This window comes from Nocardia sp. NPDC058480, assembly GCF_042720495.1.
Taxonomy (GTDB): Bacteria; Actinomycetota; Actinomycetes; order Mycobacteriales; family Mycobacteriaceae; genus Nocardia.
The window spans coordinates 823,035-840,788 of the sequence record NZ_JBHXMN010000001.1 but is presented as its reverse complement, the minus strand read 5'-3'; the positions used below and the strand labels follow the sequence as shown (position 1 = coordinate 840,788).

Annotated in this window: 17 protein-coding genes and 4 tRNA genes; 13 read left to right on the top strand and 8 right to left on the bottom strand. The window is 66.3% G+C overall.

Going from position 1 to position 17,754, the window contains the following annotated elements:
- Positions 1-2 precede the first annotated feature (2 nt).
- The 4 genes from ACFWO8_RS03785 to ACFWO8_RS03770 form a co-directional block, all read right to left on the bottom strand.
- Positions 3-4,283, bottom strand: a complete 4,281-nt coding sequence (locus ACFWO8_RS03785) for a molybdopterin-dependent oxidoreductase (RefSeq protein ID WP_378941142.1) — start codon at positions 4,281-4,283, stop codon at positions 3-5.
- 198 nt (positions 4,284-4,481) lie between these two features.
- Positions 4,482-5,195, bottom strand: coding sequence for a demethylmenaquinone methyltransferase (locus ACFWO8_RS03780; RefSeq protein WP_378941140.1), 714 nt, complete (start codon positions 5,193-5,195; stop codon positions 4,482-4,484).
- A 51-nt stretch (positions 5,196-5,246) separates the two neighbouring features.
- Positions 5,247-6,389 (bottom strand): glycosyltransferase family 4 protein, encoded by a 1,143-nt coding sequence (locus ACFWO8_RS03775; RefSeq protein WP_378941138.1) that lies wholly within the window; start codon positions 6,387-6,389, stop codon positions 5,247-5,249.
- 72 nt (positions 6,390-6,461) lie between these two features.
- A complete protein-coding gene (locus tag ACFWO8_RS03770; protein ID WP_378941136.1) occupies positions 6,462-6,902 on the bottom strand; it encodes a DUF3592 domain-containing protein in 441 nt (146 codons plus the stop codon).
- 93 nt (positions 6,903-6,995) lie between these two features.
- On the opposite strand from ACFWO8_RS03770, the gene ACFWO8_RS03765 reads away from it, so the two are divergent.
- Positions 6,996-7,493, top strand: coding sequence for a DUF2505 domain-containing protein (locus ACFWO8_RS03765; protein WP_378941134.1), 498 nt, complete (start codon positions 6,996-6,998; stop codon positions 7,491-7,493).
- A 42-nt stretch (positions 7,494-7,535) separates the two neighbouring features.
- Here ACFWO8_RS03765 and ACFWO8_RS03760 read toward each other — a convergent pair whose 3' ends face one another.
- From ACFWO8_RS03760 to ACFWO8_RS03750, 3 genes are all read right to left on the bottom strand, one after another.
- Positions 7,536-7,952 carry a VOC family protein gene (locus ACFWO8_RS03760; protein ID WP_378941132.1) on the bottom strand — a complete coding sequence of 139 codons (417 nt, stop codon included), beginning with the start codon at positions 7,950-7,952 and terminating at the stop codon, positions 7,536-7,538.
- A 9-nt stretch (positions 7,953-7,961) separates the two neighbouring features.
- The gene (locus ACFWO8_RS03755) at positions 7,962-8,423 is read right to left on the bottom strand and encodes a helix-turn-helix domain-containing protein (RefSeq protein ID WP_378941130.1); all 462 of its coding nucleotides are present in this window, start codon (positions 8,421-8,423) and stop codon (positions 7,962-7,964) included.
- Positions 8,424-8,556: 133 nt separating this feature from the next.
- Complete coding sequence (locus ACFWO8_RS03750; RefSeq protein WP_378941128.1) at positions 8,557-9,834, bottom strand: geranylgeranyl reductase family protein; 1,278 nt, start codon at positions 9,832-9,834, stop codon at positions 8,557-8,559.
- A gap of 145 nt (positions 9,835-9,979) precedes the next feature.
- On the opposite strand from ACFWO8_RS03750, the gene ACFWO8_RS03745 reads away from it, so the two are divergent.
- The gene (locus ACFWO8_RS03745; protein WP_378941126.1) at positions 9,980-11,002 is read left to right on the top strand and encodes a polyprenyl synthetase family protein; all 1,023 of its coding nucleotides are present in this window, start codon (positions 9,980-9,982) and stop codon (positions 11,000-11,002) included.
- A gap of 61 nt (positions 11,003-11,063) precedes the next feature.
- Positions 11,064-11,927 (top strand): zinc metalloprotease HtpX, encoded by an 864-nt coding sequence (htpX, locus tag ACFWO8_RS03740; protein ID WP_378941124.1) that lies wholly within the window; start codon positions 11,064-11,066, stop codon positions 11,925-11,927.
- Between the two features lie 78 nt (positions 11,928-12,005).
- Here htpX and ACFWO8_RS03735 read toward each other — a convergent pair whose 3' ends face one another.
- Positions 12,006-12,497 (bottom strand): YajQ family cyclic di-GMP-binding protein, encoded by a 492-nt coding sequence (locus ACFWO8_RS03735; protein ID WP_056814350.1) that lies wholly within the window; start codon positions 12,495-12,497, stop codon positions 12,006-12,008.
- Positions 12,498-12,674: 177 nt separating this feature from the next.
- On the opposite strand from ACFWO8_RS03735, the gene ACFWO8_RS03730 reads away from it, so the two are divergent.
- The 10 genes from ACFWO8_RS03730 (at position 12,675) to rplA (ending at position 17,697) form a co-directional block, all read left to right on the top strand.
- A tRNA-Tyr gene (locus tag ACFWO8_RS03730) sits at positions 12,675-12,757 on the top strand.
- Positions 12,758-13,000: 243 nt separating this feature from the next.
- A tRNA-Thr gene (locus tag ACFWO8_RS03725) sits at positions 13,001-13,073 on the top strand.
- 59 nt (positions 13,074-13,132) lie between these two features.
- Positions 13,133-13,208, top strand: a tRNA-Met gene (locus ACFWO8_RS03720).
- A 36-nt stretch (positions 13,209-13,244) separates the two neighbouring features.
- Positions 13,245-13,415, top strand: coding sequence for a 50S ribosomal protein L33 (rpmG, locus tag ACFWO8_RS03715; protein WP_056814348.1), 171 nt, complete (start codon positions 13,245-13,247; stop codon positions 13,413-13,415).
- Between the two features lie 163 nt (positions 13,416-13,578).
- Positions 13,579-14,652 carry a fused (3R)-hydroxyacyl-ACP dehydratase subunits HadA/HadB gene (locus tag ACFWO8_RS03710; protein WP_378943146.1) on the top strand — a complete coding sequence of 358 codons (1,074 nt, stop codon included), beginning with the start codon at positions 13,579-13,581 and terminating at the stop codon, positions 14,650-14,652.
- Positions 14,653-14,846: 194 nt separating this feature from the next.
- Positions 14,847-14,919, top strand: a tRNA-Trp gene (locus ACFWO8_RS03705).
- A gap of 31 nt (positions 14,920-14,950) precedes the next feature.
- The gene (gene secE, locus ACFWO8_RS03700; protein WP_378941122.1) at positions 14,951-15,325 is read left to right on the top strand and encodes a preprotein translocase subunit SecE; all 375 of its coding nucleotides are present in this window, start codon (positions 14,951-14,953) and stop codon (positions 15,323-15,325) included.
- A gap of 109 nt (positions 15,326-15,434) precedes the next feature.
- Positions 15,435-16,253, top strand: a complete 819-nt coding sequence (gene nusG, locus ACFWO8_RS03695) for a transcription termination/antitermination protein NusG (protein WP_378943140.1) — start codon at positions 15,435-15,437, stop codon at positions 16,251-16,253.
- A 216-nt stretch (positions 16,254-16,469) separates the two neighbouring features.
- Positions 16,470-16,904, top strand: a complete 435-nt coding sequence (gene rplK / locus ACFWO8_RS03690; protein WP_056814343.1) for a 50S ribosomal protein L11 — start codon at positions 16,470-16,472, stop codon at positions 16,902-16,904.
- A 79-nt stretch (positions 16,905-16,983) separates the two neighbouring features.
- Entirely contained in the window at positions 16,984-17,697 is a 714-nt protein-coding gene (rplA, locus tag ACFWO8_RS03685) for a 50S ribosomal protein L1 (protein WP_266293661.1), read from the top strand.
- Positions 17,698-17,754: the final 57 nt, after the last annotated feature.

Here is a 17,754-nt window from a genome sequence, read left to right as displayed (position 1 = left end):
GGTCAGTACACGTCGCGCACGTACCGCTTCTCGGCTACGAGCTGCTTCTTGAAGGCCAGCGCGCCCGCCTCGTCCAGCTTCCCGTGGATCTGGGCGATCCGCAGCAGGGTGTCGTCGACATCCTTGGCCATTCGGGCGGCGTCACCGCAGACGTAGAAGTGGCCGCCGTCGCGCAACCACGACCAGAGCTCGGCGCCGTGCTCGATCATCCGGTGCTGGACATACACCCGCTCGCGCTGATCGCGCGAGAAGGCAAGGTCGAGGCGGGTGAGGAAACCGGAGCGGAACATGTCCTCGAGCTCGGCGCGGTAGTAGAAGTTCTGGGCGGCGTGCTGGTCGCCGAAGAACAACCAGTTGCGGCCGGTCGCGCCGATGGCCCGTCGCTCGTGCAGGAAACCGCGGAAAGGAGCGATACCGGTACCCGGCCCCACCATGATCATCGGGGCATTCGGATCCAACGGCGGACGGAAATGCGGTGCCCGCTGCAGAAAGATCGGCACCTCGGTAGTACCCCGGTCGGCCAGGAACGTCGAGCACACCCCACCACGACGTGCCGAGGTGCCCACCGGGTCGCCGTAGCGGACGACACCGACTGTCAGTTGCACCTCGTCGGGAGTGGTCAACGGGCTCGAAGAGATCGAATACTGGCGGGGTTGCAGCTTTTTCAGTGCCCCCAGCCAGTCGACGAGATCGGTGCGCACCGGGAAGTCGCGCAGCACATCGACGGCCTGGCGATCCCAGAGGTAGGAGGCGAGCTCATTGCGGTTGTCGCGGCGCAGCAGCTTGGCCAGCTGCGGGTGTGGGTTGCGCTCGCCGATGAAGCCGAGCAGATCCTGACTCACCTTGGTGATGTCGTAGTGCGTGCGCAGGGCATCGGTGAGCGTGAGTTCGCGGTCGTCGACCTCGATCGTGCGCCGACCGTCGAGGCCGGTGCAGGCGAGCCATTCGTCGACCAGGTCGGGACAGTTGGCGGGCAGCACGCCCAGCGAATCGCCCACTTCGTACCCGGCATCGAGATCGTGCAGGTCGAAACCGAAGCGCCGCACCTCTTTCGGCGATCCGGGCGCGCTCAGGATCTCGTTGCGCATCAGGGTGGCGCGGACCGGAGACTGGCGGGTGAACGGAGCGGCGGTGGCGCGCGGCGCCCGGGAGGGAGTCGACGCGAGTTGCCGGTCGAGCACGGTTGCGCCACCGCGACCGGCCGGTGACGGCATCGCACGGGGCAAATGTGCTTGCAGGGCAACGCCATTGGTGAACAGCGAGTCGCGTCCATTCGATGCGCCAGCGAGCGAACCGGTGCGGCCGCGCGCTGTGCCGGCCGGTGCGGCGTCGCGACCCGGTGGGATGCCACCTGTCGAGCCGCCGTCGTCGGGTGATCCGCTGGTGATCACGGCCAGGACATCATCGAGCCACTGATCGGCGGTGTCGGCGAAATCGGGTTCGCTGTCCACCCGCGGCAGCAGCCGTTTCGCGCCACGTTCGGCGAACAGCGTATCGAGCTTGCGGCCGTGGCCGCAGAAATCGTCGTAGGAGGAGTCACCGAGCGCGAACACCGCGTAGCGAACACCGTTGAGGCGAATAATGCTGTCTTCGAGCCTGGTCCAGAAGTCGGCACCGTTATCCGGCGGGCCACCATCACCGAACGTGCTGGTGACGATGAGGACGTCACCGGCAATCGAGGTCAGCTCGCACGAATCCATATCGAGCACCGACGGCATGAAGCCCGCTTCCGAGAGACGGGCCGCGACGGTGGCGGCCAGTTCTTCGGCATTACCGGTCTGGGATGCCCACAGCACGGTGACGGGGTGGGGGATAGGGCTGTCGGTGGCTTCGGCGGTGGCGCCCGCGTTGCGGGAGTACATGCCGGCCAGCAGGCCGTCGACCCACAGGCGTGACTGCGTCGACAGCGGTGCGCTCACCGGCAGCACCGGCTGGCCGGTCACCGGCAGCGACTGCAGGGCGGCGAGGTAGCCGCCGAGATAGATGCGCTCGGTCTCGCTGAGCGTGGGCGAGGTACCGGCGTCGAGGCCGAGTATCCCGGCCAGTGGATGCGCGGCCGGTTGCGCGGGTTGTGAAGGCGCCTGCGCGGGGGTGGCGACGGGGCCGACCCGGCGCAGTGCCACCGCGCATGCCTTGAACTCCGGCTGCAACGAGGCCGGATCCACCGCGTCATTGGTGACCGCGTTGATCGTCAGATATTCGCCCTGTTCGTCATTCCAGTGGAAAGGAGCAAAACAATCACCAGGTCGCACCCGGTCGCTGATCCGCACCGGCAGCACAGCACGGCCACGGCGCGACGCGATCTCGAGCTGATCGCCCGGCTTCAGATCGAGTCGCTCGGCATCGGTGGGATGCACTTCGACGAACGGTGCCCCGGTCAGCTTGGTCAACTTGGCGACCTTGCCGGTCTTGGTCATCGTGTGCCACTGATGTTGCAGCCGACCGGTATTGAGCAGGAACGGGTAGTCGTCATCGGGCAGTTCGGCGGCGGGCATGTGCGGACGGGGGAAGAACACCGCACGCCTGCTCGGGGTGGCGAAGGCGAGCCGCGGAGTGGTGCCGTCGGCCGCCACGTGCAGCGGCTGATGGGTGCCGTCGTTGACGTAGCGGATCGGGTTGCGCGGCGTATCGGCGTCCTTGCACGGCCACTGCATCGATCCTTCCGCCAAGCGCTCGTAGCTCATGCCGCTCAGGTCGTAGCCGGTGGCCGGGTTGGTGAACTGCCGCAGCTCGGCGAACACCTCGGCGCTGGAGGTGAAGTCGAAGCCGGGGAAACCCATGGCGGTGGCGACCTGGGCGATCAGCAGCCAGTCCGGTCGCGCGTCGCCGATCGGGTCGACCGACTGCTGGAGCAGGGTGACGTTGCGCTCCGAATTCACCATCACCGCATCGGCTTCGGCCCACAGCGCGGCGGGCAGCAGCAGATCGGCGTAGGCGTTGGTCGCGGTCTCGGCGTAGGCATCCTGCACCACGACCAGCTCGGCCGCTTCGAGACCCGCGATCACGGTTTTGCGATTGGCGACGGTGGCGACGGGATTGGTGCAGATAATCCACGCGGCCTTGATCTCGCCGTCGGCCAGCCCGCGGAACATGTCGATAGTGCCGGGGCCCGACTCGGTGCGCAGGGTGCCGTCCGGCAGATCCCAGGCGGTTTCGACGAAGGTGCGATCGGCGGGGGAGAGCAGGCTGCGCTGGCCGGGCAGGCCGGGGCCCATGTAGCCCATCTCGCGGCCACCCATGGCGTTGGGCTGGCCGGTGAGCGAGAAGGGCCCGCTGCCCGGCCTGCAGATGGTGCCGGTCGCCAGGTGCAGGTTGACCAGGGCATTGGTGTTCCAGGTGCCGTGCGTGGACTGGTTGAGCCCCATCGTCCACAGCGACATCCACTCGCCCGCCTCGGCGATCATCGTGGCCGCGGTGCGGATATCGGCCTCGGCCAGGCCGGTCAGCTCGGCGACGCGGGCAGGCGGATAGTCGGCGAGGAACTCGGGCATCGCATCCCAGCCCTCGGTGTGCTCGGCGATGAACGCGGTGTCGATCGCACCGTCGGCGACCAGCAGGTGCAGCAGTCCATTGAGCAGGGCGAGGTCGGTGCCCGGTGCGATCTGCAGGAACAGGTCGGCGCGGGCGGCGGTATCGGTGCGGCGTGGGTCGACCACGATCAGCTTGGCGCCCGCCTTGAGCCGGTCGGCCATCCGCAGATACAGGATCGGGTGGCAGTCGGCCATGTTCGCGCCGCTGACCAGGAACAGGTCGGCGTGTTCGAAGTCGTCGTAGGAACCGGGCGGCCCGTCCGCGCCGAGCGACTGCTTGTAGCCGGTGCCCGCGCTGGCCATGCACAGGCGCGAGTTGGCTTCGATGTGCTGTGTCCGCAGATAGCCCTTGGCCAGCTTGGTGGCCAGGTACTGGGCTTCCAGCGACATCTGTCCGGAGACGTAGAGGGCGATCGCGTCGGGGCCGTGCTCGTCGAGGATCGCGCGCAGGCGGGTGGCGGTTTCGTGCACGGCCTCGTCGACCGGCAGCGGAACCGGGACCTGGCCGCGTTCGGGGCGTCGGTAGGCGGTGTCCATCCGGCCGGGTGCGGCCATCATCTCCGCGTGGGTGGCGCCCTTGGTGCACAGCCTGCCCGCGTTCGCCGGGTGCAGTTTGTCGCCGCTGACCTTGGCGATCAACCGGGCGCCAGACTGATCAGTCTTGGTCTGGACGTTTATGCCGCAGCCGACGCCACAGTACGAGCACTGCGTACGCACAGTGTCCGTGTCGCGGCCGTCCGCTTCCCCTGCCATGACTCGATCATCCGCATTTGTCGTTGCGCGCGATTTACCGAACGTTATGTCCAGGTGACAATCGACCTCACAAGTCAAAATTTCGACGGTGAGGAAACGGCCCGAATATCACCCCTGATCAGGGCGCATTCCGGGCCGCGGGCACGCAACCGCGCAACGGCCGGGGTGACCGGACTCACCCTGGCTATCGAGAGCGTTTCAGCCCAATTTGTAGCCGCGGTGCAGTGCCACCACCCCGCCGGTGAGGTCACGCCACTGCACCGAGTCCCAGCCGGCGTCCGCGATCCGGCGGGCCAGCCTGCGCTGGTTAGGCCAGGCGCGGATCGACTCGGCCAGGTACACGTACGCGTCCGGGTTGGAGCTCACGGCGCGCGCCACCCGGGGCAGCGCCTTCATCAGGTACTCCATGTACACGGTGCGGAACGGTCCGAACACCGGTGTGGAGAACTCGCAGACCACGACCCGTCCGCCCGGTTTGGTCACCCGCAGCATCTCGCGCAGTGCCAGATCGATATCGGCGACATTGCGCAGCCCGAACGAGATGGTCACCGCGTCGAACGAATCGTCGGCGAACGGCAGTGCCATCGCATCGCCCGCCACCATCGGCACCTGCCGGAACCGGCCCGCCGCGAGCATGCCCTGGGAGAAGTCGGCGGCCACGCACCAAGCGCCGGACTTGCCGAGCTCTACGGTCGAGACGCCGGTACCCGCGGCGAGGTCGAGGACCCGCTCGCCGGGACGCAGCCCGAGAGCACGTCGCGTCGCCCACCGCCAGTACCGATCCTGGCCACCGGAGATGACCGTATTGGTGAGGTCGTAGCGCTTCGCCACACCGTCGAACATCGACGCGACCTCGTGGGGTTGCTTGTCCAGCGAAGCCCGAATCGGTTCTCGCTGCTCTGTTGTCGCCACGAACCGAGCTTAGAGTTTTTTCGCCGCGATAGCGCGAGTGGGTTTCACCACTCAGGCCGTACGTGGCAATCGCGCGCGCATCCCGGTGACGTCGGCGTAGTGGCCCATCAGCTCGGTGCAGACCGCGGGCCAGGTGCGGTGCAGCACCGACTTGCGCGCCGCCGCGGCGAACAACCCGCGCTGCCTCGCATCACGCAGGGCCGACACGGCGCTCGGCAGCAATTCCGCGAACCGGTCGACCGGCAGCAGGTACCCGTTGCGGCAGTGGGAGATCAGATCCCGCGGCCCGCCGGCATCGGGCCCGATCACCGGCACACCCGAGGACAGCGCTTCCTGCACGCCCTGGCAGAACGTCTCGTGCTCGCCGGGATGCACCATCACGTCCAGGCTGGCGTAGTGCGTTGCCAGCTCGGTGCCACCCAGCTCGCCGGTGAACACCGCGTCCGGCATCAATCTGCGCAGCCGGGCTCGTTCCGGTCCGTCGCCGACCACGACGAGCTGGATCGACGGGTCACCGGCCAGCGCGGCCAGCCGCTCCACGTGCTTTTCCGGCGCGAGCCTGCCGACGAACCCGACGACGAGCCGGTCACCCGACCCCAGCCAGCTCGCCCGCAACTCGCCGCTGCGTGCCGCCGGGTTGAACCGGGCGATATCCACCCCACGACCCCAGCGATGCACTCGCGGGATCCCGTGCTCGTCGAGGTCGTGCGCGGCCGCCGACGACGGCGCCAGCGTGCGGGTAGCGCCCTCGTGGATCCGGCGCGTCCATGCCCACGCAGCCCGTGCGGCCAACCCGAGGCCGTAGCTCTTGGCGAACCCGGCCACATCGGTCTGGTACACCGCGACGGTCGGCAGATCCAACCGCGTCGCCGCGGCGAGCCCGCCGGCGCCGAGCAGGAACGGCGAGGCCAGATGCACCACATCGGGATCGAAATCGGCGATGGCGGCGGTGATTCCCGGTTGCGGCAGACCCACCGGCAGCGAACTCACCTTCGGCACCATCATCGCGGGCACCCGGTGCACCGGGAAGCGGCCGTGAAAACGTGGTGCGGGTGTGGCGCCACGCAGGGAATCGGGCGCCACGATCATCGCGTCGTGTCCGTGCTGGTCCAGGTGGTCCAACACCCGCAGCACGGAGTTGACGACGCCGTTCATGTTCGGCAGGAAAGACTCCGAGACGATGGCTACGCGCACTCTCTCAGGGTGACCGCCAGACCGCGCGACACCCCCACGCCGACATGAAGCCGGGACGAACAGCAAACGAAGTTACGACTCGCGCCGCTTGCGGCGCACGATCCACAGCGCCGGTAGCGCAATGGCCCATGCCACGAAGATCACCGACGCCGCCGGGATGATCGCCACCCGTGCGTCGCGGCCTGCCACCCGGACCAGGTCGGGATCGCGCGTGCTGTACTCCACGTTGATCCGCTGACCAGCGGTCAGGTTCGTCGGATACAGGATGCCGACCTTCGGATTGTGGGTCACGCTGTCGGGCGTCACATAGATCACCGCTGAACGCAGCCGGCCCGCGGAAAGCACTTCGCCGGAGGTCACACCGCGATGCCGCTCGATCTCGAAATCGTTGCGCCAGGCCGCGAGTACCAGCAACACCATCAGCACGCTGATCACGGTCGCTGTACCGATCACCCATGCCCGGACTCGTCGCAGGCGCTTGTCCCGCCGCTCCGACAGGCTGGTTTCCGACACCCGCCACACAGTACCGGCTGTTATCTCGGCGGCTGGTGCCGTGTTCTCGGACTGCCGCAGCCGGGCAGAGCGAATACGCCTAGCATTCCCGGCATGTCCCGCAAATTCAGCTTCACCGTGCCCTATACCGTCCCGGTCGAAGAGCTTCACCGGGCACTTGTCGACGATGCCGTCTGGCAGGCGCGTTTCGCCGCAGCCGAGACCGCGACCATCGAACTCTCCCATCCCGACGGCCCCGGCTCGATTACCATCCATATGACTGAAACCCCAGGTAAAGACAAGGTTCCCGCCCTCGTACGCAAGGTGCTCAAGAGCGATCTCGTGCTGGCACGCAGCGACAACTGGCAGCCACTGCAGGGCGAGATCGCCAAGGGCGGTTTCACCGGCAACACCAGCGGCATCACCACCGAGATGTCGGGCACCTACGAACTGCGCCCCACCGCCGAAGGCAGCGAAATCGAGGTCGTCGGCACCGTGAAGGTGAAGGTTCCCCTGGTCGGCGGCGCCATCGAGCCACTGGCCGAGCAGCTGCTTCAGCGCGTTCTCACCAGCGAACGCAAGTTCATCGAGAACTGGTTCGCCAAGCTCTGAGCCGCGGCGATGGGTGCCGCTCCACCGAGCGGCACCCTCGTCTCAGCCGCGATTCTCGACCAGAACCAGCCAGTTGCCCGAGTTGTCGCGAATGATCGCCTCGGTGCCGTACGGGCGTTCGGACGGTGGCTGGATGAACTCGACCCCCTTCGCCGTGAGTTCCTCGTAGGTCTTCTGGCAGTCGGCGGTGCGCAGCCCGAGTGCGCCGTGGGTGCCGTCCGCCAATGCCCGCCGGATCGCGTCGGCGAGGTCGTCGGTGAGCGGCGGTCCCGGGACCATCAGCGTCACCTCTAGCTCGCGATGATCGGGGTGAGCGATGCTGACCCAGCGGAACCCGTTGTCGCCCATGCTCACATCCGCGGTCTCGACGAAACCGAGCTTGTCGACGTACCACTGTTTGGCGGCATCCTGATCGGTGACGTACACGGTGACCAGGGAAACGTTCGTGATCGTTGTCATGGTTGCAGGCTATGGCCGCGCGGTGTCATCCGGCTTCTCCGAAATTGCGGTGTCGCGGCGGACGCGGTCCGAGAGCCCGTGCATGAAGACATAGCAGCCCGGAATGCGCGGTGCCCCGTCGGCGAATTTCGACTGATACTCGCTCGGCGTCACCCCCACGAGTTGTCGGAACTTGGCGCTGAACGAGCCGAGGCTCGAATAGCCGACCAGCATGCACACCTCGGTGACGGTCAGGTTGGTCGACCGCAGCAGATCCTGCGCCCGCTCGATCCGCCGCTCGGCCAGATACACCGCCGGCGTGCGCCCGTAGACGGCGGCGAACGCGCGCAGGAAGTGATATTTGGACACACCGGCGGAACGTGCCAGTTCGTCCAAGTCGAGCGGATCGGCGTAACGCCGATCGACAAGGTCGCGCGCCTTGCGCAGATGCGGCAGCAGGGCCAGCACCGGACGACGCCCTGTCGCACTCACAGCAACCCCTTCCTGCGGCTGTTTCCCCGAGCACCGCTCGCACAGGGGTAACTCCCCAGCCACAGCAAACTCAGCCGCGCACTATCCGCAGGCCGCCGACGCGACCCGGCCCGAACCTGAGTCCGGCTATGAGTCACGGGGAGGCGGAAGAGAATGGTGGGAGTTCGTCGGCGCGGAGCGAGGCTCGTCCCGCCGCGCGCCACGCCCGGGCGGTGAGGTCGAGATCCTCGTCGGTCACCAGATTGCCCATCACCCGAACCGCCGTGCGCTGCAGATACTTCGAGCGCATCACCGGCGGGCCACCGAGCGGGACCATCCTGGGCTGGGTGGCCAGTCCGGCGAGCCTGCGCGCCACCGAGAAAGTGCGTCCGTAGTGGTCACGCAGCAGCTGCGGCCACGCCCGGCTCAGATCCGGCTCGTCGAGCAGGTCAGCGAGCATGTGCCCGCCTTCCAGCCCGTAGTCGATGCCTTCGCCGTTCAACGGGTTCACACAGCCCGCGGCGTCACCGACCAGCACCCAGTTCGGACCCGCCACGTTCGAGACCGCGCCGCCCATCGGCAGCAGCGCCGAGGCCACCGCACGCAGTTCGCCCTCGAGTTCCCATTCCTCGCGACGTTGCCGGGTGTAGTGCTCGAGCAGCGGCTTGAGCGCGATGTGCGAGGGCCGCGCCTCGGTGGCCAGCGAGCCGACGCCGATGTTCACCTCGCCGTTGCCGAGCGGGAAGATCCAGCCGTAGCCGGGGACCAGCTCGTCGGCGGCATTGCGCAGTTCCAGGTGCGAGGAGATCCATTGGTCGTCGCTCCGGCCGGACTTGATGTAGGCGCGGGCCGCGGTGCCGTAGGCGTAGCGGCGATGCCAGGTGCGGCCCAGCTGTTTTCCGATGGGGGAGCGCACGCCGTCGGCCACCACCAGCACCCGGCAGCGCACCGTGTGGGTGTTCTCGCCGATGCGCACCGCCACCCCGGTGACCCGCTCGCCTTCGCGCAGCACCTCGGTGACCTTCGCCCCGTCGACCATCCGCGCACCGGACTTGATCGCGGTCTCACGCAGCTTGTCGTCGAGTTCGGTTCGTGGAACCGCACTTCCGTACGTCGGGAACGACCCGCCCGGCCAGGGCAGCAGCGCCTCCTTGCCGAAGCCCGCCATCCGCAGGCCGTGGTTCACCGTGTGCGCGCGCAACCATTCGCCGAGACCCAGCTGCTCCAGCTCGGCGGTGGCGCGCGGCGTGAGCCCGTCACCGCAGGTCTTGTCGCGCGGGAAAACCGCCGAATCGAGCAGCAGCACATCACGTCCGGCGCGCGCGGCCCACGCCGCCGACGCCGATCCGGCGGGCCCTGCCCCGACCACCAATACCTCGACGGAGGCAGGCAGCAGAGCACGGTCGGCGGGGGTGAGATCCGGTGAACCCATGGCTCAATACTGGCACTGTCGGCCGCTGTGCGAGAGTGTCGGGTACACCGGGAATTGTCACTGTGTGACGGGGTTCATCGGCCATCGTGCCGGAACACGCTAGGTTGCTACCCGTCGGGGTCGGACGCATCGCTGGGAGAAGATAATGAGCACATCGGCTGTGAGCGACGAAAGCACCGTGGTTGCCGGGGTGGATCTCGTCGATCCCGAACTCGCCGTCACCGTGCGCGACGGGCTGGTCGCGGTCGAGAAACTGCTCGTCGACGAACTCTCCGACGGTGCGGAATTCCTCCAGGAGGCGGCCCTGCACCTGGCCAGGGCCGGCGGCAAGCGGTTCCGGCCGCTGTTCACCGTGCTCACCGGCCAGCTCGGACCGAACCCCACCGATCCGGCGCTGGTCACCGCGGGCACGGTCGTGGAACTGGTGCACCTCGCGACGCTCTATCACGACGACGTCATGGACGAGGCGACCCAGCGGCGCGGTGCGGAGAGCGTCAACTCGCGCTGGGGCAACAACATCGCGATCCTGGCAGGCGACTACCTGTTCGCCCACGCCTCGCGCCTGACCTCCACCCTCGGACCCGACGCGGTCCGCATCATCGCCGAGACCTTCGCCGAACTGGTCACCGGCCAGATGCGGGAAACCATGGGCGCCAAGCAGACCCAGGATCCCGTCGAGCACTACCTGCGCGTGGTGTGGGAGAAGACCGGCTCGCTCATCGCCGCCGCGGGCCGCTTCGGCGGCACCTTCTCCGGCGCGGGCCCGGAGCACGTCGAACGTCTGGCCCGCCTCGGCGACGCCGTCGGCACGGCCTTCCAGATCTCCGACGACATCATCGACATCTCGTCCTCGGCCGAACAGTCCGGCAAGACGCCCGGCACCGACCTGCGCGAAGGCGTGCACACCCTGCCGGTGCTCTACGCCCTGCGCGAGACCGGCGCCGACGGCGACCGCCTGCGCACCCTGCTGGCCCGCCCGCTGGAAACCGACGCCGAGGTCGACGAGGCACTGGAACTGCTGCGCCGCTCACCCGGCATGGCGCTGGCCAAGGAAAAGCTCGCCGAATACGCCGACCTCGCCGACACCGAACTCGCTGCCCTCCCGGCAGGCCCGGCCAACGACGCCCTCACCCGCCTGGTCCGCTACACCATCGAACGCGTGGGCTGAGCCGGAAGATCGAAGCGTCAACCAGTCGGAACTTTCGATCCACGATCGGCGTTGCTCATTCATGCCCAATGGGATCAAAACCTTCGGTTTGATGGTTGGCATGTCGGCGCTGATCGTCGCCATCGGGGCGATGTTCCGCAGCCCGACGATCCTCATCATCTCGATCGTGCTGGCCGTCGGCATGAATGCCTATGCCTACTTCAACAGCGACAAGCTGGCGTTGAAGGCGATGCACGCGCAACCGGTGAGCGAACTGGAAGCGCCGGTCATGTACCGGATCGTGCGCGAGCTCGCCACGGCGGCGCGTCAGCCGATGCCGCGGCTCTACATCAGTCCGACCAGCGCCCCCAACGCGTTCGCGACCGGCCGCAATCCGCGTCACGCCGCGGTCTGCTGCACCAGCGGCATCCTGCAACTACTCGATGAACGGGAGCTGCGGGCGGTGCTCGGCCACGAGCTGTCCCATGTCTACAACCGCGACATCCTGATCTCGTCGGTGGCGGGCGCGATGGCCTCGATCATCACCGGCTTGGCGAACATGGCGTTCTTCGCGAGCTCGTTCGGCAGCAGAGACGGAAACGGCCCGAACATCATCGGTGTGCTGCTGGTCTCGTTGCTCGGCCCGATCGCGGCGGGCCTGATCAAAATGGCGGTCTCCCGATCGCGGGAGTACCAGGCCGATCAGTCCGGCGCCGAACTCACCGGTGACCCGCTGGCCCTGGCCTCGGCCCTGCGCAAGATCGAACGCGGTGTCCAGGCGGCCCCACTTCCGCCGGACCCCAAGATCACCAGCGAATCGCACCTGATGATCGCCAACCCGTTCCGCGCGGGGGACCGAGTCGCCCGCTGGTACTCCACCCACCCCCCGATGGACGAACGAATCAAGCGTCTAGAGGAAATGGCCGGGGACAACCCTCAGTACTGAGCGCGGCCCCCCGCCATTCGCATCATTCCCGGGGACAACCCTCAATACTGACTGAGCGCCGCCCCCGCCACACCCGAGCTACCGGTAGTTGACGAACTGCAGGGCGATGCCGAAATCCTCGCCCTTGAGCAGCGAGATCACTTCCTGCAGATCATCACGCTTCTTGCTGCTGACCCGCAGCTCCTCGCCTTGGATCTGGGCTTTCACACCCTTGGGGCCTTCGTCGCGGATCTTCTTCGAGATCTTCTTCGCCTTCTCGGTATCGATGCCCTGCACCAGCGTGCCGGTGATCTTGAACACCTTGCCCGAGGGCTGCGCCTCGCCGGCATCGAACGCCTTCAGCGAGATATCGCGACGGATCAGCTTCTCCTTGAAAACGTCGAGCGCCGCCTGCACCCGCTCCTCGGCGTTGGCGGTCAGCACGATGGCTTCCTCGCCCGACCACGCGATGGACGCGTCGGTGCCCTTGAAGTCGTAGCGCGAGTTCAGCTCCTTCTCCGCCTGATGCAGAGCATTGTCGACCTCCTGACGATCGACCTTGCTCACGACGTCGAATGACGAATCAGCCACACTGCGCTCCTGTCCTGTGAAGGTCCGGCGAACTCCGGGCCGGGATTTCTACCGGCCACCGAGACAGTTGTACCCGCATGGGTGGACAACCGGTGCTCGCAGGGGGTCTGTGCAGGCGTTTTGATAGTCCGGGTGGGTACGTTGTAAGCTGCTCAGCGCACCGGAAACGGCGCACACGGCAGATTGCCCGAGCGGCCAATGGGAGCGGACTGTAAATCCGTCGGCTTATGCCTACGTAGGTTCGAATCCTACATCTGCCACATCGAACCCCCGTCGATCATGAAGATCGGCGGGGGTTCCTTGGTTTGAGAGGTTGCCCAGCTCGCATTCGAGGTAGCCTCGTCAGGAACCATGCGTTTCGGACCAGTTCCGGTGCCGTGAAAATGGGCCTTGAGCTGGCGATTTGGTGGTGTCGGGTGCGAGTGTGTAATCTCGTTCAGGACGCCGGAGCACGGGGTCACGCTGATCGGCTTGCCGGTTCAGACTCTGTGCCACGTTGTCATGCCCCCTTAGCTCAGTCGGTAGAGCGTTTCCATGGTAAGGAAAAGGTCAACGGTTCGATTCCGTTAGGGGGCTCGCCGGATTGCCGGTGGTGAGCGGCTTACCGCGGCACCACCGGGATATTAGTCCGCCGTGGCGGTGTAGCTCAGTTGGTAGAGCAAACGACTCATAATCGTTGTGTCGCCGGTTCAAGTCCGGCCATCGCTACCAATTTCAACTCAGCCCAGACCGGAAAGAAGGCAAATCGTGGCCGCGAAGTCCACCGATGTCCGGCCAAAGATCACCTTGGCCTGCGACGAGTGCAAGCACCGCAACTACATCACCAAGAAGAACCGGCGTAACGACCCGGATCGCCTCGAGCTGAAGAAGTTCTGCCCGAACTGCGGAACTCACCGGGCGCACCGCGAGTCGCGCTAGTTTTCAACAGCATCTGCCGAAGGCCGGACGAGAGTCCGGCCTTTGTGCTTTTCCCAGGAAGTTCATGCGAAGTTCGGGGCCGTTGCAGTACCCGGACGCATCACGTTTTACTCCGGCCGACTTCAGTGCTGCCTTACGAGTGAGTAAGGTCCACGTTGTGACAGTGAACACCGGAACTCACGAAGCGGTCCCTGCCGCAGCCGCCGAATCATTCGATCCCGCCGCCCATGCGGCATCGATGGTCGGCCACCACTACCGCGTCGACGACTACTACGAGGTCGGCCGCGAGAAGGTGCGCGAATACGCCCGTGCGGTGCAGGATTACCACCCGGTGCACTGGGAAGAAGACATCGCTCGCGAGTACGGTCACCAGGGCCTGGTCGCCCCACTCACCTTCATTTCCCTGGTCGGCATCCTCGCCCAGCGCAAGCTGTTCGAACAGATCGTGACCGGGTACGACCTGAGTCAGATCATGCAGACCGATCAGATCCTGGAATTCCACCGCCCGATCCGGGTCGGCGACCAGTTGACCTGTGATGTGTATCTGCATTCTTTCCGCCAGGCCTTCGGCGGCGACATCATCGTGACCAAGAACATCGTCACCGCCCAGGACGATGAATTGGTGCTCACCACCTACACCACCCTGATCGGCCGCAGCGGCGGCGACATCGATCCACGCATGTCGGACGCAGTGCGCAACGTGCTCATGCACGGACTCGGCGAGGAAGAGCCTGCCCACCACGCGCCGTCGGAGCTCTCCGACGGGATCGCCCCCGACCCGATCACCAAACAGCCCGAACCGACCGTCAGCGCGCATGCCCTGTCCTTCGACAGCGTGTCGGTCGGCGACGAGCTGCCCGCGCGCGTGGCGCGACTCACCCGCGGCGATCTGGTCAACTACGCGGGCGTGTCCGGCGACGCGAACCCGATCCACTGGAGCGACGAGGTCGTGAAGCTGGTCGGCCTGGACGACGTGGTCGCGCACGGCATGCTCACGATGGGTCTCGGCGGCGGTTTCGTTACCTCGTGGCTGGGCGATCCCGGCGCGGTGAAGGAGTACAACGTCCGCTTCACCAGCCCGGTCTACGTCGGTTCCGACGTCCCGGCCGAGGTCGAATACACCGGCAAGGTGAAATCGGTCGACCCGCAGACGCGCACCGCCGTTGTCGCCATCACGGCGAAGTCGGCGGGCAAAAAGATCTTCGGCCGCGCCACGGCAACCGTTGCGCTGTCCTGACCTGGTCGAGTGTCCCGGATTGGCGATAACCGCGCGCGGTGACGTATAGTCGGGACTCTGGGGTCATGAGATGCTGCGCGCTGATCTTCCCGAGGGGTTACCTCCTCATGGAAGCGGCGCGCGTGTTGTGTGACACTGGGGATAACTGAATATCGAATGTGGTTGGAGATTACAGCTCAGGCTGGTCCAACCGAAGGGGCGTAGCTCAATTGGCAGAGCAGCGGTCTCCAAAACCGCAGGTTGCAGGTTCAAGTCCTGTCGCCCCTGCCCTGAATGCCAGCGACGAGAGAGGATCGACGTGAGCGACGAGCGGGACACTCGCGAAGACGGCGAGGACACCGCCGCTGCCACTCGACCGAGTGGCAAGCGGTCTGCTCGTCGTGTGCGCGCGTCGGATGCTCCGACAGATAACGGATCGGTGGCCACGCTCGATCGGCCGTCGGCATCGCGCAAGGCAGACAAGACTGCCGGCAAGGCCACGGGCAACCCGTTCAAGCGGCTGCTCAAGTTCCTGCGAGAGGTCATCGCGGAACTGCGCAAGGTGATCTGGCCCAACCGGAAGCAGATGGTCACCTATACGGCCGTCGTTCTGGTGTTCGTGGTCTTCATGGTCGCGTTCATCGCCGGGATCGACGTGGCGTTCGTCAAGGGTGTCGACTGGCTGTTCGGCTGATCGCCGACACCGACGCCGGTAGCCGATCCCGGGCGGAACGGCGGAGTGCGTTCCGCGCGCCCACCCGGCCCAGAGGATGTACGTGACGACACAGGAAGCGAGTGCCTCAGTGAGCACCCCGGAGAACGACACCAACGACGAGTTCCCGGTTGACGACACCGTCGTGGCGGAAACCGCCACCGACGAGGTCGAGGCCGAGCTCGCCGATGGCGACGAAGCCGCTGCCGAAGAGGTTGTCGTCGACGAAGCCGTGATCGAAGAAGTCGCCACCGAGGAAGACCCCGAGGCCGACCCGATCGAGTCGATGAAGACCAAGCTGCGCCGCGTGCCCGGCGACTGGTACGTCGTGCACTCCTACGCGGGCTACGAGAACAAGGTCAAGACCAACCTCGAGACCCGCGTGCAGAACCTCGGCCTCGAGGACTACATCTTCCAGGTCGAGGTACCGACCGAAGAGGTCACCGAGATCAAGAACGGCCAGAAGAAGAACGTCAACCGCAAGGTGCTGCCGGGCTACATCCTGGTCCGGATGGAACTGAACAACGAGTCGTGGGGCGCGGTCCGCAACACCCCCGGCGTCACCGGTTTCGTCGGTATGACCGGCGGTGGCCCCGGCGCCAAGCCGACCCCGCTGACCATCAACGAGGTCGTGAAGTTCCTGGTTCCGGCCGGTGCGCAGGCGCAGAAGAAGGCCGCCGCGGCCGCTGCCGGCGGTTCGGATGCCGGTAGCGCGGCGTCGGGCAAGCCCACCATCGAGGTCGACTTCGAGGTCGGCGAGTCGGTCACCGTCATGGACGGCCCGTTCGCGACGCTGCCCGCCTCGATCTCCGAGGTCAACGCCGAGCAGCAGAAGCTCAAGGTGCTCGTGTCGATCTTCGGTCGCGAGACCCCGGTCGAGCTGAACTTCACCCAGGTCTCCAAGATCTAAAGTCTTCCCGCTTTCGCGAAACGGCACCGCTCACCGGCGGTGCCGTTTCGCGTTTGTGCTGGTCGCCACCCGATTGCCAGGTAGTCCGCTGTGTCAAGTAGAGTGTGATGGTTCGTGTTCTGACTTCCCCGCATGCCTGTCGGGGCCGAGTCGTGCGCGGATACGAGGCTTACGGCAACCGTAAGGAACCGAACCCCAGAAAGCCAAGGAAGAAAGATGCCCCCCAAGAAGAAGAAGCTCGCCGGGATCATCAAGCTGCAGATCCAGGCCGGCGCAGCCAACCCGGCACCGCCGGTCGGCCCCGCGCTCGGTCAGCACGGCGTCAACATCATGGAGTTCTGCAAGGCGTACAACGCCGCGACCGAGTCGCAGCGTGGCAACGTCATTCCGGTCGAGATCTCGGTGTACGAGGACCGGTCGTTCGACTTCAAGCTGAAGACCCCGCCTGCCGCCCGTCTGCTGCTCAAGGCCGCCGGTGTGCAGAAGGGCTCCGCTGAGCCGCACAAGACCAAGGTCGCCAAGGTCACGATGGACCAGGTCCGCGAGATCGCCAAGACCAAGGCCGAGGATCTCAACGCCACTGATATCGATCAGGCCGCGAAGATCATCGCCGGTACCGCGCGTTCGATGGGTATCACCGTCGAAGGCTGAGCGTCTCGCTCACATGTGGGAGGGCCGGCCAGGCCCGAATAAACCACATCTGAAACCAGAACATTAAGGACAGAAAATCATGGCAAAACGAAGCAAGGCGTACCTCGCCGCTGCTGAGAAGGTCGATCGCGACGCGCTGTACTCCCCGCTGGCCGCCGCGCGCCTGGCGAAGGAGACCGCGACCACCAAGACCGACGCGACCGTCGAGGTCGCCGTCCGTCTCGGCGTCGATCCCCGCAAGGCCGACCAGATGGTCCGTGGCACCGTCAACCTGCCGCACGGCACCGGTAAGACTGCCCGCGTCATCGTGTTCGCCGCGGGCGAGAAGGCATCCGAGGCCGAGGCCGCAGGCGCCGACGCCGTGGGCGCCGAGGACCTGATCGAGCGGATCCAGGGCGGCTGGCTCGACTTCGACGCCGCGATCGCCACCCCGGATCAGATGGCCAAGGTCGGCCGCATCGCGCGTGTCCTCGGCCCGCGTGGTCTGATGCCGAACCCGAAGACGGGCACCGTCACCAACGATGTGACCAAGGCCGTCAACGAGATCAAGGGCGGCAAGATCAACTTCCGCGTCGACAAGCAGGCCAACCTGCACTTCGTCATCGGCAAGGCGTCCTTCGACGATGCCAAGCTGGTGGAGAACTACGGCGCCGCGCTGGACGAGATCCTGCGTGTGAAGCCGTCGACCGCCAAGGGTCGCTACGTCAAGAAGATCACGGTTTCGACGAACACCGGACCGGGCATCCCGGTGGACCCGAACCGCACCCGCAACCTCCTCGACGAGGATGCGTGAGCTTGCGCTGACGTCTGACAGGATCCCCTGATCCGCCGCGAGGGTGGGAACGCATGA

Coding starts and splice junctions, on each gene's coding strand:
- rplK (WP_056814343.1), top strand. CDS start 16,470: ATGCCCCCCAAGAAGAAGAAGCTCGCCGGGATCATCAAGCTGCAGATC.
- rplA (WP_266293661.1), top strand. CDS start 16,984: ATGGCAAAACGAAGCAAGGCGTACCTCGCCGCTGCTGAGAAGGTCGAT.
- ACFWO8_RS03750 (WP_378941128.1), bottom strand. CDS start 9,834: ATGGGTTCACCGGATCTCACCCCCGCCGACCGTGCTCTGCTGCCTGCC.
- ACFWO8_RS03785 (WP_378941142.1), bottom strand. CDS start 4,283: ATGGCAGGGGAAGCGGACGGCCGCGACACGGACACTGTGCGTACGCAG.
- ACFWO8_RS03760 (WP_378941132.1), bottom strand. CDS start 7,952: ATGACAACGATCACGAACGTTTCCCTGGTCACCGTGTACGTCACCGAT.
- ACFWO8_RS03765 (WP_378941134.1), top strand. CDS start 6,996: ATGTCCCGCAAATTCAGCTTCACCGTGCCCTATACCGTCCCGGTCGAA.
- ACFWO8_RS03745 (WP_378941126.1), top strand. CDS start 9,980: ATGAGCACATCGGCTGTGAGCGACGAAAGCACCGTGGTTGCCGGGGTG.
- htpX (WP_378941124.1), top strand. CDS start 11,064: ATGCCCAATGGGATCAAAACCTTCGGTTTGATGGTTGGCATGTCGGCG.